The organism is Mucilaginibacter sp. SMC90, assembly GCF_022811725.1.
In the GTDB taxonomy this organism is placed as follows: domain Bacteria; phylum Bacteroidota; class Bacteroidia; order Sphingobacteriales; family Sphingobacteriaceae; genus Mucilaginibacter.
This window is the reverse complement of record NZ_CP094527.1, coordinates 4,563,018-4,578,856: the sequence shown is the minus strand read 5'-3', so window position 1 is coordinate 4,578,856 and position 15,839 is coordinate 4,563,018. Positions and strand designations below refer to the sequence as shown.

Genomic DNA, 15,839 nt, shown 5'->3' with positions numbered 1-15,839 from the left:
CACATGACAGTTACAAATAATATCATTGCTCAGGTACTCATTATTGAAGACGAAACCGACGTGCGTAAGTTACTTAAAAGAGTATTGTCGCTTGAAGGTTTTTCGGTATTTGAATCAGAGAATTTAAAGGCCGCGATCAAGGTACTTGAAAGAGAGAATATAGACGTTGTTCTGTGTGACGTAAAACTACCAGACGGTAATGGCGTAGAATTTATCCCAAAGATCAAGGCTGTTCATCCTTATGTTGAAGTGATCATGCTCACCGCTTACGGTAACATACCCGATAGCGTTCAATCCATCAAGAACGGCGCATTTGATTACCTGACCAAGGCAAATGATAACCAGCGGATATTGCCTTTGCTTTACCGTGCACTGGAAAAGGTGAAACTTGAAAAGCGCATAGCACAATTAGAAAATGAGGCTGCAGAACGTTATGCCAGCTTTGATGCTATCATAGGTAGCTCTTTTGCTGTTACACAAGCTAAAACACTTGCGCGGCAAGCCGCACCTACCGATGCACCTATATTGTTGTTAGGTGAAACAGGTACCGGAAAAGAGGTTTTTGCACAATCCATACATACAGCCAGCAAACGTAAAACACAAACTTTTCTGGGTTTAAACTGCAGTGCTTTTAGTAAAGAACTTTTGGAAAGCGAACTATTTGGCCACCGGGCGGGGGCTTTTACCGGAGCAGCCAAAGATAAAAAGGGTTTGATTGAGGAAGCTGACGGGGGGACCCTTTTTTTAGATGAAATAGGCGAAATGCCTATGGATTTGCAGGCTAAACTGTTGCGCGTACTGGAAACCAGCGAATTTATCAAGGTTGGAGATACCCGGCAGATCAGGGTAAACATCCGTGTTATCGCAGCCACCAACCGGAATATTCAGCAGGAGATAAGCCACGGAAAATTCAGGGAAGACCTGTATTATCGCCTTAACCTGGTAACCATTAACCTGCCGCCCTTAAGGGACAGGCAGGAAGATATTCCTCAACTGGCCGACTTCTTCCTGAAAAAGCTGACTAAAGATGCTTATCAGCATGTAAAAGGAATGACAGCTGCTTACATCGAAAAGTTAAAAAGCAATGAGTGGCGCGGTAATATTCGCGAACTCCGTAATGTTATGGAGCGTTCGCTCATCGTATGCCAAACTGCAGAACTTAATGTTGATAACCTACCGGTAGAGATGCAGCAGCGCAGCGTTGTGCATGATGGTGCTATATCGGCTTTTGATTTGGCAAGTGTTGAGCGGTTACACATACAACGGGTGCTGCACTATACCAGGCAAAACAAAACCCAGGCAGCAAAGTTGCTGAACATCAGCCAGGCAACACTTTACCGAAAAATTGATGAGTACAGGCTTGGCTGACAGGGCATTTTATATATAAGTATCATCTGCGTAAAACTGATCAAAAAAGGAACCTTAAGCTGTAGGGCGTAAACATCATAATTGGAGTAATGAAATATAGCCTGAAAGTACTGTTTGAAACGGTTTAAAACCGATATTTTGCAGGAGAAGCTATGCAAAGCCTTTCATCATTTGTTGCAGATACATCTGATTATTCGATTTTTTAAATTCAATATCCCGGCACTGGTTAAATTGCACAAATGCCTTCAGTTCTGTTACGATTTTCTCAATAGCGGCTTCATCCAACGCTACATCTTCGAAATGAAGGTTATGAACAATCAGCAATTTTTGTTTCCTTTCGGCCTTGGCATCCATGCGGGCTACAAATGTATCGCCCAACAGTACCGGCAGGCTAAAATATCCGTATTTACGCTTGGCTGCCGGTACAAAACATTCTATCTGGTAATCAAAATCAAAGAAATCCCGTAAACGGTGTCGAAACACATTCAGGATATCAAAGGGGGAGAGGATATACGCATCACCGGATAGCCCGATGTTTGTTGGATGATCGGGCAGCATATAAAGCGGGACACTCTTTAAGCCATCTACCTGAACCACTGTTAATTCACCTTCAGTAACCATCCTGGCAAGTTCCTTTTTTACAAGGTTCCCTTTTACATAACGGGCACGCCAGGCTATTTCTTTGGCGTAAGCAATGCCGAGGGCCCCCAGTGTGCGCCTGATAACAAAACGCGCGTATTCTTCGGCCGTTGGTACTGTGAGGATTGTGTCCCCGGGAATGAGGTTCATGGGCAGGTCATACACTTTATGAAAACTTTTATTCCGGGTGATCATCAGCTTACCTTCAAGGTATAGCCGCTCTAACGCTACTTTGGCCGGGCGCCAATCCCACCAGCCTGAGCTGGCTTCCAACCGGTCGTTCTCAAAATCGCCTACCATCAGCGGCCCTTCGCGTTCTATCCGGTCCATTACCTGTGTCATTAAATTTATTTCCTGTTTGGCAGATGGTTCGTGGCGATTGGCAAAGGCCTGTTTAACGGGCAGCGAAAACCGAAAATCATGCATCGGGAGATAACCTGCATCGGAGGTGAAATATTCAAAAATACGGCCCTCTTCAGTGAGCTCCGCCAGCCAACGTGGTTCATAATCGGGTACTCGTGTAGCTATGACATGATGATGTGCCCGCTCTACTACGTAATTCGTATCAAGCTGGATAAAACCAAGGTGATCTACAAGCCGGTAAACGGCTTCGATGCCGGTTCCAAACTGCGCCTTTTGGGCAAGCCCGGCAGTGTGCAGAATAATTTTACGCGCCTGCCGCCCGGAAAGTGAAATAGGTTCCATACAGGCAAAATAATAAATATCTGCTTAACCGGGCCGAAGCAATTTATTGTTAGCGATGTTGGATGGCTTTAGTCATTTAATAAATCATTTAGCCTTCAAACAGGTAGCCGCTATAAGCCAGTCCTTTAGCTACGCTTTGGAAATTATCGGCAGAAATGAGCCTGGTATGAGGAAACTTGTTTTTAAAAAGTTTTTGAATACTGCCTACCATGGAAGTTCCGCCTGTTAAAAAAAGACTGTCGATGTTTTCGGGTTGGATGTGATTTTGGGATAAAAAATGGTCAAGGTAATCGGAGATCCGGTTTACATCTTTCGCAATGATCTGTTCATAATCGGTCAAAGATATTTCTTCGTTGATACTGATATCCATTTTGTGATAACTGAACGTGGCGGTATCCTCGGTGGTAAGTGTGATCTTTGTTTTTTCGATGGATTGAAATACGGAATACCCCAAATTGTTATCAATCAGGGTGATGAGGTTCTTAAACTGTGGGTCGCGGCCCGAAAAATAATAGTAATCCTCAATATCCTTCTGAATACGCAGGCTGTTAAAGAAATTCATTTGTTCCCAGGAGCAAATATTGGCGAAAAGCGACTTTGGTACGGTAAGCACTTTGCCAGGCGTGGCCTGGTATTGGGTGTTTTTGCCAAAATACGGTGTGCCTTTATCCCACATAAAAGCTGAGTCAAAGTTGTCTCCTCCTATATAAATACCTCCGTTGGCAATAATATCGCCCGTCCGGTCTTTATTGCCTGCTTTTTCGGGGTCAAGTACCAGGTAAGTAAAATCAGTTGTACCACCGCCAAGGTCTGCTACCAATACATGTTCTTTTTTTGCGAGGCTTTTTTCATAGGCAAAAGCCGCCCCAACAGGCTCAAACTGAAAACGGATTTCTTTAAAGCCAGCCAGTTCAGCTGCTTTGTTAAGCCGGGTTTGCGCCAGCGTATCTTTTTTAACGTCATCGTCGTCAAAAAAAACGGGCCTGCCAATAACAGCCTTCCTGCAATCCTGTCCGGTTAGCTCATCTGCGCGGTTTTTCAGCTCTTTTAAAATGATCGCAACCAGTTCTGATGCATTATACTTTTTGTTTTGGATGCGGGTTTCCGTGAAACTACTCCTGGATAGGATCTGTTTAACTGATTTAATAAAGCGCCCCTTCATGTTATCATCCAGGTAAGCTGAGATAGCTTCTTCACCAACTACGTAATTGGGGCTATTGCCGGGGCCGGTTTGCTGATAGAAATAAATGAGAGAAGGAATGATGACGGTACCGTATAATTCGTTCGTTTCTTCGTCATAAATGGCCAGGGCTGAATTGGTTGTTCCGAAATCAATGCCGTATAAAAAATTCTTCATAGCAGGGCTGGTAATGCGATAAAAATCTGCGGGGCGGCGAAAGTATAAAAAAAGAGCGGCGATGGCAAATTCAATTTAAACAGTGCCCGAAAAATATCCAGCCTATGCAGCTATACCCTCAAAAATCGGTTGATGCAGCAGTCGTTTTGCCGGAGATAAATTGATTATCAAAAAATAGCTTAAGTTCGCAACCCCCTGTTGCACCTGAACGCAAATTTTGATGAGATCCGATGGGAGGCGCTTTTGGTGAAAACGCATTAAAGTCATCATGTTTTAAAAAAAGCTAAGTCATAAATACCAATAAAGCGGTATTTATGCTATCACTAAAAGTCGATATTTTTGAAGTTCGGATAAAATCTGAAAATAAGTTTAGGTAAGCCTCTCAAGCAGCGAGTGTTTTGGGAGGCTTAATTTTTTATAACCTTTTGCCTGCCTGATGTGGAATTAATACAAACAGGCCCTAAAAAGCTGGGATTAATGACGAGAATCGATCTTTTCGAAACTCAGGTTATTGTCACTCCCGCATGCTCTAAATCTGAAACCAATTTTTTATATTTTTCTACTGCTGTTTAAATTCCTGATCAAAATAAGTAAGGACGGCCTTGCGCTGTCATTACTTTGCCAATATGTTCCTGTCTGAGAATAAACAGACACCCAAACAAGTAGTATGGATTAATACTGTTGTAAAAATCAACACTTTGAAATTCAGGCACTGTTTTGTTTGATGATTTTTGTAGCACAAATGTCTATAATCAACTTAAAATACCAGGGTAAATAGGTGCGAAGGCGTCAGTATTGCTATAACCAAAAAAATAGTTTAAAAAACGGCGCTGTTGTACATTAGTTGTACGATTAGTTACAAACGGGGTACTAAAGCATTGACAGCGATCATATTTTTAGGTTTTATAATTATTTATACGCTGATGACTTTTAAATCCATTATTTCCCGTTGTAGTTTGGCTTTTTTCTTCTGTACGGTTTTGCATGGCGGCGCGTTGGCTCAACTCAATAGAGTTGGAGATATTAAGCCGGCCCCTTATCCGCCGGATGCTGCAGATCAGGTTAGAACTTATGTAAACCCTGTGCTTGCGGGTGACCACCCGGACCCGACCCTCTTAAAAGTAGGTGATGATTTTTACATGTGCGGTTCCAGTTTTCATTTTGCCCCTAATTTGCCTGTGCTGCATTCTAAAGACCTATTGCATTGGGAACTTATTTCGAGGGTTGTGCCTGCGGATTGGGACGAACTAAAATCAGGCGCTCCGGGGGCTGGTATTTGGCAGGGTGCAATAACCTACTTTTATGGTGTTTATCATATTTATTTTTCAAACAGTGCAGGAGGAGGGCAATACATGGCCAGCGCAACTAACCCGGCTGGCCCGTGGTCTGCGCCTGAAAAAGTGAAAACAACTCCGGATACTGGCCCCATCGGCTATGATAATTCCATTTTTGTAGATGATGATGGTACACCTTATATGATTATTAAACCCGGTCAAACAACTAACCGGATACAGCAGATTGATCATTCCGGGCATCTGACAGGAAAATTGATCAACCTTGACTGGATCAATCATGATAAGAAATACAGCTGGGCCGAAGGCCCGGTGATGTGTAAGAGAGATGGCTGGTATTATTACTTTATGGCAGGTGATGTTACCGGCGGGCAATATGTTCTTCGTTCAAGATCACTTGTTGCCGATTCGACAAAATGGGAAAACCTTGGAAAAGTATTTGCATTTTCAAAAGATCCGGACAACCGGTTCAGGTCAGCCAATCACATGTCATCCCCGTTTCGGTTAAACGATGGTACATGGTGGTGTATAGCACAAAGTTATGACGCGCCAAAAGGCGATGACTGGAGTGGGCAGGGAAGGCAGGACTTGATTTTACAGGTTCAATGGACAGCAGATGGCCGTCCTTTTGTTCCTTATCCTTCAGATATGCCGCTTGTTCGTCCAAATCTTGTAAACAACGGCCTGTCCTGGCGTTTACCCCGATCAGACGAATTTGAAAATCCAAATTTATCCTTGTATTGGCACTTTCTTAACAGGAACGCTGCAATGCAATATTCGGTTACCGACAATAAAGGCTGGCTTACACTTAAGCCCAAAGGAGGCAGAACGCATATATTGCAAAAAGAAGCGGGACATTATTATTCGCTTATTACACGGGTAAAGGATAATGTTTCGGCTGCCGGAGATGGGGCAGGGCTTTACCTGACCTCTGGCAACGAATCGGTAAATGTCCGTCTATACAGCGGATTTGATGAAGGAAGAAAGAAAATTATCTTCACTATGGGTAAGCAATCATTCAGTGCCGAAAACAATTCAGGAGCAAGCGTTTGGTTGAAACTGGAGCGAAAAGCGCATGAGCTAACAGGTTATTACAGTGCTGACGGCTTAAGTTGGCATCAAATTGGTGCGGCTATCAATGCTGCCGAATTAGATAAGGCACAGCCTGATTTTAATTCATGGGTTGGTACAAGCCTCGGCCTTTTTGCTGAAGGTAAGCCAGCTAATTTTAATCTTTTTGTTTATAAAGACGGCTTTTCGGAGCAGCTTTTATCAGGTGCCAATAATTATTGGGGCGTAACGTTATCGCCTGTAGAGGGGGCAACGGTAAATAACGATGCCGGGGCCTGGGTGATGTTGGGAGGCGTAAATATAGGAATGGCATCGAACAAGGCAACCCGTATAGCCCTGACTGCGGCTGCACTTACTAATGGCAGGATTGAAGTGTGGATTGATGGCTTATCCAAAAATGGTAAAAAAATAGCCACGATACCGGTTAAAAGTACAGGCTCATTAACAAGCTGGTCTACTTTATCGGCAAAGATACCTGCAATTAGCGGTCAGCACGATCTGTATATCAGGATAAAAGGAGATAAGAATGCTTTATCGGTTAAATCATTGATATTTAAATAAGTTTCTTACCCGATAAGCCAGTAATGATGCGTTCCCATTTTTATTATTACAGCCTTTCTGTAAAATAATAGTGATTAAAAAAGTAAAGCTGCGTGATTTATGATTAATCACGCAGCTTTTTTAGGCACCAGGATAGTTTAATATTGGATAGCATTCAGGTACAGGTAGGGCCGGCTATCATGATGATACTGTTTTTTTAATTAAGCAGTCCAATGCTAAAATTTTACAACCGACCAGTACGCACTTTTAGGATGCAGGTTTTCGTCAAATAGCAGCGGGTACGCTTTAAGAATAATATGATTCCCCTGTTCACCTGCAGCTGCGCCACCGGCCATACCGCCCCCATGGTAATCAAGCCAGCTATAGCGGTCAGAAAGGTTCCAAAAGGTAACACCGGTGATCACTTTTTTATAATCGCGAAAAATGCCAAAGATTGTCTTATATCGTTCACTTTGCAGCCGCGCTATTTCTGGGGTGTAACCAGAATCTGCAGGTAACTTATTGATATCTGTCCCTCTTGGCGGCCGGCCCGAGCGTATGGTGACGTCCAGCTCTGTAATCTGGATCTTCAGCCCCAAAGCTGCATACTTGTCAATAGCTTCCCTGATCTGCTCCGGCGTTGGGTCATTTAGTTTCCAATGCCCCTGCATACCCACTCCCGAAACCGGAACGTTGGCATCGATAAGGCTTTTGAGCAAGCGGCATATCTTATCACGTTTAGATGGTACTTCGCTGTTGTAATCATTGTAATATAAAGCAGCGGATGGATCGGCCTGATGTGCATATTCAAACGCTTTCGGGATAAAATCTTCACCGCAGATCTGGTACCAAAGCGAGTTTCGAAGATAAACTGCAGGATTGTCATCTATGGCTTCATTTACTACATCCCATGCATAAATTTTACCTTTAAAATGTTTTACCACCGTTGTAATATGATCTTTAAGGCGTTTAAGCAGCACTTCTTTGCTTACAAGGTTGCCACTGCTGTCCCGAAACATCCACGCCGGTGCCTGATTGTGCCAAAGTAAATTGTGGCCCCTGATCTTAATATGATGTTTTTGCGCAAAATCAACAATAGCATCGGCGTTTTTCCAGTTATAAACATGCTCAGCAGGATGGATCGGACCCATTTTCATGTCATTTTCTGGCGTAACGCTATTGAATTCATGGGCAATAAGCTCCGCTTGCTGGCCTGATATGGCCCCCATGTTCACTGCAACGCCAATAGGAAAGTAACCTTTATAGTAATCTTTTAAACCTTTCCCCGTTGTATCGGATTGGGCTTGCTGCTGAGGTAAGAAACTCTTTTTTGAACCTTCCTTTAACTTCAGGTCGAAAAAGGGAATAACAACAACCGCTGAAAGTATCATGCTCCTAACCTTTAGATACTTGTTTGTTTTATTTATCATGTTTTTGTTTTGTTGCTGATATTAAACCTGCGCTTTAAACTGTTTTGTTTAAAGCATGCACAAACCGTATGCAATGACCGATCTGAAAAATCAGTTATACTGCTGATCATAGCCGGCCCAGAATAAATTGCCTCTTATCAAATCCTCTTCGATGACTGTTGAAACAGATGTAGCCAGCAACGATGCTATTTATTGCTGTATTAACCCTTGCTAATTGGCAGGAACTAAGGTATTACTAAAGAAAAACTGTGAGTATAACGTTTGTTTAATTGTGTATAACAAATGTGCTTCAACCGGTTTGATCAGCAGCGCCCGAGCGGAATCCTATTAACTTTTTTTCAACCTTAAACATTTGATTAATCTTCATGAACATTTGTGATAGCCGTTGGAAGATATTATAATGACTTTTACCCGGCTATCATGATCACGCTCTGGTTGGGTTATTTGTCGATTTTGGGAGTTGCCTATCGGCGCAATAACATATCGTTTGTATCAATTATATGATTTGTAACAAAGATGGTTCAATAAATAAAGTTATTGAAACCATTGCCGGTGTAACTTAGGTGAAGCGCTAACAGTAAAATCGAAATAATATAATGATTAAAAATTCAGGAAAACGAACCCTACTATATCTGCTATGGCTCGTAGTTGTCTTGCCTTGCTTTTCACAACAGGCTACCAACCCAACTGTGTATGCTGATGTACCGGATCTTTCTATGATCAGGGTTGGGGATAACTATTATATGAGCAGCACCACCATGCACATGAGCCCGGGTTTACCTATCATGAAATCAAAAGACCTGGTGAACTGGAAACTTGTAAGCTATGCCTACAACACGCTTGATGATGTTGATGAACTAAACCTCAACAATGGTAAAAGCAGCTATGGCAGAGGTTCGTGGGCAAGCAGCCTCCGCTATCATAAAGGCATTTTTTATGTATCCACCTTTTCCGGTACCACCGGAAAAACCTATATCTACAGTACCGCAAATATTGAAAAAGGCCCCTGGAAAGCAATCTCGTTCAGGCCATCATTACATGACCATTCACTTTTTTTTGATGATGACGGAAAAGCCTACATTATATATGGCAGTGGGAAAATTATGTTGGCCGAATTGAGTGATGATCTGTCGGGCATAAAACCTGGTACCAAACCCCAGGTAATTATTGAGAATGCCAGCGCTGCAGCAGGGCCCGCTATTGGTTTACCTGCAGAAGGCTCGCAGATGTTTAAGGTAAATGGTAAATACTATCTTTTCAACATCAGTTGGCCAAAGGGAGGAATGAGGACTGTCTTAATCCACCGTGCGGATAAATTATCCGGGCCTTACGAAGGCCGTATCGGTTTGCAAGATAAAGGGGTTGCCCAGGGAGGCCTTATTAATACCCCAAAGGGCATTTGGTACGCTTATCTGTTTCGTGATTTTGGATCGGTTGGCCGGATACCATACCTGGTGCCGGTAACCTGGGACAAAGACTGGCCGGTAATAGGCAATGATAACCATGTTCCAGACACACTTGACCTGCCGGCGAATAAAAGCTTAATTCCGGGAATCGTATCGCCCGATGAGTTCGATCGTAAAAAAGATGATCCTGAACTTCCGTTAGCATGGCAGTGGAATCACAACCCTGATAATTCTTTATGGTCGTTAAAAGCACATAAGGGCTTTCTGAGGCTTACCACCGGTCGGTTAGATACCTCTGTGCTTTTGGCCCGTAATACATTGACGCAGCGCACAATCGGGCCGGAATGTAACGGGATCACATCAATTGATGTTACTCATATGCAAGATGGTGACTGCGCAGGCCTGCTTTTGTTGCAGCAGCGTTATGGCTGGGTTGGTGTTAAATCAAATGGCGGGAGCAAATTGATTGTTATGGTCAATGCGCAAACGGGAGCAGCTGTAGAGGCTGCAGAAATACCGTTGTCTCAGCAAAAAGTTTATCTCAAGGCGAGCTGTGATTTTAGGAATAAGCTGGACCAGGGTACCTTTTTTTATAGTTTTGACGGTAAGAAATGGGAAAAAATAGGCACTACTTTACAAATGGCCTATACCATTCCTCATTTTATGGGTTACCGTTTTGGCTTGTTTAATTATTCAACCAAGAGTTTCGGCGGCTACGTTGATTTCGATTTCTTCCACATCAGTAATAAGCTTTAAAAATGATTTGTTGACTTGCTGTTTATTTAATGCAATTTAACCTTAACCTTATCACGTTATACTACCATAACCTAAAACTAATTCGATGAGAAAACGATTAATTGTACCGCTATTTTGTTTAACTGCTTTTTGCTCACTTCAGGCGCAAACAAAGCTTAACCTTGATCTATCCAAGGGAGTGAATGTGAGCCCAAAGCTATATGGATTGATGACCGAAGAAATCAACCATTCTTATGACGGGGGGCTTTATGCAGAGCTGATCCGCAACCGGTCATTTAAAGACAATCCTGAAAATCCCGACGGCTGGAGTGTCGTTCAGGATGCAGGTGTTGTATCTTCTATTAAATTAATCGGGGCTAATCCGGCCAATGTTCCTGCTGATCAGGGTCGAAACGCGATTAATAGCGCGCTGACCACCTGCTTAAAACTCACCGTCGAAAAAGCGGACGGCGGTCGCGCCGGTATTGCCAACGAAGGTTATTGGGGCATCCCGGTTAAGCCATCAACTACTTATCAATGTTCTTTTTACATCAAAACAGGTACCGTTCAAATCCCTCGCGGAAATCGCCGCGATGCTGCTGCGGCTGCAGGACCTGTGTTTGAAGAGAATGGCCCCGGGATAATTGAGGTTAGCATAGAAAGCATTGACGGCCAAATGGTGTACGCAAAAGGCAGAATTAACCTTGAGAAAAGTATTTATTGGAAAAAGCATCAGTTAACACTGACTACATCTTCTGATATAAAACCTACTGCCAATGCAAGGTTGGTTATATCATCAAAACGTACCGGCACTTATTATTTTAACCTGGTATCTTTATTCCCTCCCACCTACAATAACCGCCCAAATGGGAACCGCATTGACATTATGCAGATGATGGCTGATATGAAACCTAAATTTTTGCGTTTTCCCGGTGGTAATTTTCTGGAAGGCCCTTATCTGGGTGATGCTTTTCCCTGGAAAACAACGCTGGGCCCCTTAGAGCAACGGCCCGGACATGCCGGCAGTTGGGGATATCGTGCAAGTGACGGAATGGGCTTGCTGGAATTCCTGGAATGGTGCGAAGACCTGAAGATGGAACCTTTGCTTGCGGTATATGCCGGCTACTCTTTGCGCGGCGATCATGTGGATGCCGGCCCTTTACTGGAGCCCTATGTGCAGGACGCCTTAGAAGAAATTGAATATTGCATGGGAGATGTGAATACCTATTGGGGAGCCAAACGCGCAGCCGATGGGCATCCCGCGCCTTTTAAATTAACTGATATTGAAATTGGAAATGAAGACTGGTTTGACAGATCAGGAAGTTACGATGGCCGTTTTAAACAATTTCAGGCAGCAATCAAGGCGAAGTATCCTCAATTACGCTGTATTTCAACCATTGAAGGTTATCGTGCAGACCGGGTGAAAAGCGTAGTGCCCGAGATGATTGATGAGCACTATTACCAGTCGGCCTGGGAAATGGAGGAAGATGCCGTCAAATATGATACCTATGACCGCGCTTCAAGTCCTAAAATTTTTGTTGGTGAATGGGCTACCCGCGAAGGTGCGCCTACAACTAACCTGAACGCCGCGCTTGGAGATGCCGCCTGGATGACTGGCATGGAACGTAACAGCGACCTTGTACAACGGTCATGCTATGCGCCTTTATTTGTTAATGTTAATCCGGCAGCAGAAGGAAAGCCTAAGGCCTGGCAATGGGATTCTGACCTTATTGGATACAATGCGTTATCAAGTTATGGCTCTCCATCTTATTACGTGCAGAAGTTATTTGGTAGTTATCTCGGAACAAAGGTGGTGGAGATCACTGCAGAAAATGCACCGATGAGAAAACCGGCAGATCAGGATACCATTGGTTTAAGCCGCCGGCCACCTAACGCCCGCCGGCCAAAAGCGGAACGTCCGGCTATATTTTACGTTGCCACGCAGGACGAAAAATCCGTTTATCTGAAAGTGGTTAATACCGTCAATACAGCCCAGAAAATTAATGTAAATATCAACGGCAGCATATCTTCAACCGGCACCAGGATTGTTTTGAAAGGAAATAATCCGACTGACACCAATACCATTGATGATCCTGCTAAGATAGTACCGGTGACTTCTAAAGTCACCGGACTGGGTAAAAGCTTTACCCAAACTTTCGATCCATATTCTATCAATATCATTCAGCTTGCTAAGATGAAATAACGATAACCAGTACTTTTTTAAGGAGGCTTGGGGACTAAATCCCTAAGCCTCCTTTTTATTGCCATAAACCTCTTTACGAGCTATTTTTAAACCGCCGGGTGAGATCCTGGCGATAGCTTATTGGATGGATTAGTTAAGCTTAGATAGTGCATGCTGGCCCCGTTTGTACGGAACGCTATACTGGAAGTACGGATATATGATTTTCTGATAAGGATGACAATCATTGAAACTGAAATGCCAAAGCTTTGCAAATATTTAATGATACCCTTTGGGTAATTCAAAATAAGGCTTAAAAGATCGGTTTCGAGTGGTTGGTCCGTTTTAAGAGTCAATCTCAAGCTTATATCCTTTTCCGCGTATAACAACAATTTTGGTATCGGGATCGCCTTCCAATTTCTTTCTAAGTTTTGATATGAACATATCCAAACTACGCCCCACAATTACGCCTTCATCTTCCCATATCTCTTTTTGCAGCCGGCTTCGCTCTATGGTCTCATTAGGAGACGATGCGAAAATGAGCAGCAAACGCGTTTCGGTCCCGGTTAGGTCTATGTTTTTCTTATTTATTGTCAGTTGCCGTTCTTGTGCATCAAACAAAACGGAGCCCAAAGTGAATATATTGGTGCCGCTTCCTTTAGTGGAAGCTCGCCGAGGCCTAACAGATTTGAAAAAAATGAAACCAACAAATGCCAAAAATGGCAGGCTGCCCAAAAGATATCTATTTTTTGCGGTACTAATTCCTGCTGATTTGAATTTAATGTTGATCATGTAACATGCTCGGGGCTGCTTTCTTCCTATACATGCTATAATATCATCTTTTTTATTTTGGGATATGGCGTATCCATAGGCTACACTGGCGTTTCCACAGTTCAGAACGTTGACTATGTAATCATTTGCAAGCGGATTTTTGGCCAGCAAACGCCGGATAGTGAGCATAAGAGAATCTGGTTGAAAAGTGATCTCGTTCTCAAACCTTATCTGGTATTCATTTTCCGCGATCTTTTCTACCGGAAGTACCCTTGAAGTACTATCGCCCGACTGCAAGAGCAGTTCATGTCCGATTTTGCGGAGCAAAATTTCCCTTCTGGCGATATTAAAATCGTCATTGCCGTCCTTACTGAAGGCCGCGCATACAGCACAGCCAAAAAAGAGTAATATCAATCCAAACAGGTATTTGCGTTTCCCGGAAAGGAGATCTCGGCCGTTCCTCATACTATTTAAATTTTATTTACAAAGTTTACATTTTTATTTACAATCCCGATTCCTCAGGCTGAAAGATATCAAAGTAATTTCGGTGAATCAACTTTGATAACTGATGAAAAATAAGAGAACAGTGTTGTCCTGTCTGACTATTCTGCTGGCAGGAGTAATTTATTTTCCGGTACTGGCCCAGCAAAAGAATGATGTTCAAGACGTAGTTTACCAGCTGGATGTTCAAAACAGTAAACTGTTTTGGAAAGCGCCCAAAAACCGGCATAATGGTTTTATTCTATTCAATTCGGGTACGCTTAACAGCTTTACCGCCGGCAAGCCAACGCGCGGAACTTTCAGCATTAACATGAACAGTATGAAGAGTACTGATGAAGCATCAGTTGACGGGCGACAAAAAGTGGATGATAAGCTGAGAAGTGAAGAGTTCTTTGCTGTTTCAAAATATCCTGCAGCCACTATGCTCGTTAAAAAGATGCTTCCGGAGCAGCCTCTCTCTACCTATAGGGTTTCGGGGGAGCTGACCATTAAAGGTGTGACTAACCCTATCGAATTTAAAACTATTATGAAGCAGAATGGCAGTAAGATCACAGCAACTGCAAGCATGACTATCGACCGAAAAAAGTGGAATATAAATCATCAGCCGGAACAGAAATTCTGGAACCCGTTTGACGCCCTGAAAGACCATCTTGTTGACGATGATATTTTGGTGAACCTGGAGTTGGTGTTTATCGCGAAATAACTGTAAATAAAAGAAAAATGAAAAGAAACTCAAAAATTTACGTATTGCTCCTGACGCTTGTTTTTTGCACTTCCTGCAAAGGACAAGTCAAAACAGACTTGCAAAAAGATAATAATAACTCCGAAACCCAAAGTGTAATCACAGCCGCCGCACCTGACAATATCACCCGCAATATCATACAAGACAGGAGGGGCAACGTTTGGATTGCTTCATGGGGCGGCGTTTATAAATACGATGGAAAATCGTTTACTAATATCACAAATAAAATAAGCTCAGCACGCTTCTTTTCAGTTTTAGAAGACAGAAAAGGCAATTTGTGGTTCGGCTCTATTGGCTCAGGTGTTTACTATTACGATGGGAGGTCCTTTCGTAATTTTACTACTAAGGATGGCCTTCTTAATAATGAGATCACTTGTATTTATGAAGACAAAGCTGGCAATATCTGGTTTGGCACCGGCGGTGGCGCAAGCAGGTATGATGGAACATCATTTAGAAATTATATCATAAATAAAAATACGATGAATGAAGACCCGACAGGGAAAACTTTTCAGGATAGGCCTCCTTATGAAGTTACCTCTATCATTCAAGATAAAGCAGGAAAGTTTTGGTTTGCTACGAGAGGCAATACCTTTGTATATGATGGAAAAACTTTTGCTGTTTTTACCCATAACGGTAAGCCTTTTACAAATGTTCGTTCTGTAATTGAAGATAAAAAAGGTAATGTTTGGCTTGGCGGCTATAATGGCCTTTGGCGTTATGACGGCCGCACATTTACTAATTTTACCCAAAAGTTTGTCGGCTATGTTTATGAAGATAAAAAAGGCAATATCTGGATCAGTTCAGAGGGCATAAATGATCTGAGCAAGGTGCTTATTGGTTATAGCGCCAATACCAAAGCCTGGGCGCTTTCCCGTTACGATGAAAAGTCATTGTCTGATAAAAATCCAACTGTAACCGAAATAACAAATAAACCAATGACTTTTGGAATTTTTGAAGATAATAAAGGAAATATTTGGTTTGGTGCTTTTGATGGCGTGTATCGTTATGATGGAAACACGGTTACTGATTTCAAAAACAAAGAAAATAGAAAGTAGTTAGCATTAGCAGTTCGTTTATCTTTTTCAATTCTATATGCAAAAGCA

Annotated in this window: 10 protein-coding genes; 6 read left to right on the top strand and 4 right to left on the bottom strand. The window is 42.7% G+C overall.

What is annotated here, in order from left to right; all coding sequences use genetic code 11:
- Window positions 1–3 precede the first annotated feature (3 nt).
- Window positions 4–1,368 (top strand): sigma-54 dependent transcriptional regulator, encoded by a 1,365-nt coding sequence (locus MTO98_RS19360; RefSeq protein WP_243480580.1) that lies wholly within the window; start codon window positions 4–6, stop codon window positions 1,366–1,368.
- Between the two features lie 150 nt (window positions 1,369–1,518).
- On the opposite strand, the gene MTO98_RS19355 is transcribed toward MTO98_RS19360, so the two are convergent.
- Complete coding sequence (locus MTO98_RS19355; RefSeq protein WP_243480579.1) at window positions 1,519–2,712, bottom strand: winged helix-turn-helix domain-containing protein; 1,194 nt, start codon at window positions 2,710–2,712, stop codon at window positions 1,519–1,521.
- An 88-nt stretch (window positions 2,713–2,800) separates the two neighbouring features.
- Entirely contained in the window at window positions 2,801–4,069 is a 1,269-nt protein-coding gene (locus MTO98_RS19350) for an Hsp70 family protein (RefSeq protein ID WP_243480573.1), read from the bottom strand.
- Between the two features lie 923 nt (window positions 4,070–4,992).
- On the opposite strand from MTO98_RS19350, the gene MTO98_RS19345 reads away from it, so the two are divergent.
- Window positions 4,993–6,993: a family 43 glycosylhydrolase gene (locus tag MTO98_RS19345; protein WP_243480571.1), complete on the top strand. Its 2,001-nt coding sequence runs from the start codon at window positions 4,993–4,995 to the stop codon at window positions 6,991–6,993.
- A 215-nt stretch (window positions 6,994–7,208) separates the two neighbouring features.
- Here MTO98_RS19345 and MTO98_RS19340 read toward each other — a convergent pair whose 3' ends face one another.
- Entirely contained in the window at window positions 7,209–8,402 is a 1,194-nt protein-coding gene (locus MTO98_RS19340; RefSeq protein ID WP_243480570.1) for an endo-1,4-beta-xylanase, read from the bottom strand.
- Between the two features lie 596 nt (window positions 8,403–8,998).
- On the opposite strand from MTO98_RS19340, the gene MTO98_RS19335 reads away from it, so the two are divergent.
- Together MTO98_RS19335 and MTO98_RS19330 are read left to right on the top strand one after the other, a co-directional pair.
- Window positions 8,999–10,564 carry a glycoside hydrolase 43 family protein gene (locus tag MTO98_RS19335; RefSeq protein WP_243480565.1) on the top strand — a complete coding sequence of 522 codons (1,566 nt, stop codon included), beginning with the start codon at window positions 8,999–9,001 and terminating at the stop codon, window positions 10,562–10,564.
- Window positions 10,565–10,649: 85 nt separating this feature from the next.
- Window positions 10,650–12,746 carry an alpha-L-arabinofuranosidase C-terminal domain-containing protein gene (locus MTO98_RS19330; RefSeq protein ID WP_243480563.1) on the top strand — a complete coding sequence of 699 codons (2,097 nt, stop codon included), beginning with the start codon at window positions 10,650–10,652 and terminating at the stop codon, window positions 12,744–12,746.
- A gap of 321 nt (window positions 12,747–13,067) precedes the next feature.
- Here the strand turns inward: MTO98_RS19330 and MTO98_RS19325 are convergent, their stop codons facing one another.
- Window positions 13,068–13,958 (bottom strand): winged helix-turn-helix domain-containing protein, encoded by an 891-nt coding sequence (locus MTO98_RS19325; protein ID WP_243480562.1) that lies wholly within the window; start codon window positions 13,956–13,958, stop codon window positions 13,068–13,070.
- Window positions 13,959–14,061: 103 nt separating this feature from the next.
- Between MTO98_RS19325 and MTO98_RS19320 the strand changes: the two genes are divergently transcribed.
- A complete protein-coding gene (locus MTO98_RS19320) occupies window positions 14,062–14,697 on the top strand; it encodes a YceI family protein (protein ID WP_243480560.1) in 636 nt (211 codons plus the stop codon).
- A 17-nt stretch (window positions 14,698–14,714) separates the two neighbouring features.
- Window positions 14,715–15,791 (top strand): two-component regulator propeller domain-containing protein, encoded by a 1,077-nt coding sequence (locus MTO98_RS19315; RefSeq protein ID WP_243480558.1) that lies wholly within the window; start codon window positions 14,715–14,717, stop codon window positions 15,789–15,791.
- The last annotated feature ends 48 nt before the right edge of the window (window positions 15,792–15,839 follow it).

Excerpts from the sequence above, each read along its gene's own strand:
- MTO98_RS19360 (WP_243480580.1), top strand. The coding sequence starts at position 4 with ATGACAGTTACAAATAATATCATTGCTCAGGTACTCATTATTGAAGAC.
- MTO98_RS19355 (WP_243480579.1), bottom strand. The coding sequence starts at position 2,712 with ATGGAACCTATTTCACTTTCCGGGCGGCAGGCGCGTAAAATTATTCTG.
- MTO98_RS19350 (WP_243480573.1), bottom strand. The coding sequence starts at position 4,069 with ATGAAGAATTTTTTATACGGCATTGATTTCGGAACAACCAATTCAGCC.
- MTO98_RS19345 (WP_243480571.1), top strand. The coding sequence starts at position 4,993 with ATGACTTTTAAATCCATTATTTCCCGTTGTAGTTTGGCTTTTTTCTTC.
- MTO98_RS19340 (WP_243480570.1), bottom strand. The coding sequence starts at position 8,402 with ATGATAAATAAAACAAACAAGTATCTAAAGGTTAGGAGCATGATACTT.
- MTO98_RS19335 (WP_243480565.1), top strand. The coding sequence starts at position 8,999 with ATGATTAAAAATTCAGGAAAACGAACCCTACTATATCTGCTATGGCTC.
- MTO98_RS19330 (WP_243480563.1), top strand. The coding sequence starts at position 10,650 with ATGAGAAAACGATTAATTGTACCGCTATTTTGTTTAACTGCTTTTTGC.
- MTO98_RS19325 (WP_243480562.1), bottom strand. The coding sequence starts at position 13,958 with ATGAGGAACGGCCGAGATCTCCTTTCCGGGAAACGCAAATACCTGTTT.
- MTO98_RS19320 (WP_243480560.1), top strand. The coding sequence starts at position 14,062 with ATGAAAAATAAGAGAACAGTGTTGTCCTGTCTGACTATTCTGCTGGCA.
- MTO98_RS19315 (WP_243480558.1), top strand. The coding sequence starts at position 14,715 with ATGAAAAGAAACTCAAAAATTTACGTATTGCTCCTGACGCTTGTTTTT.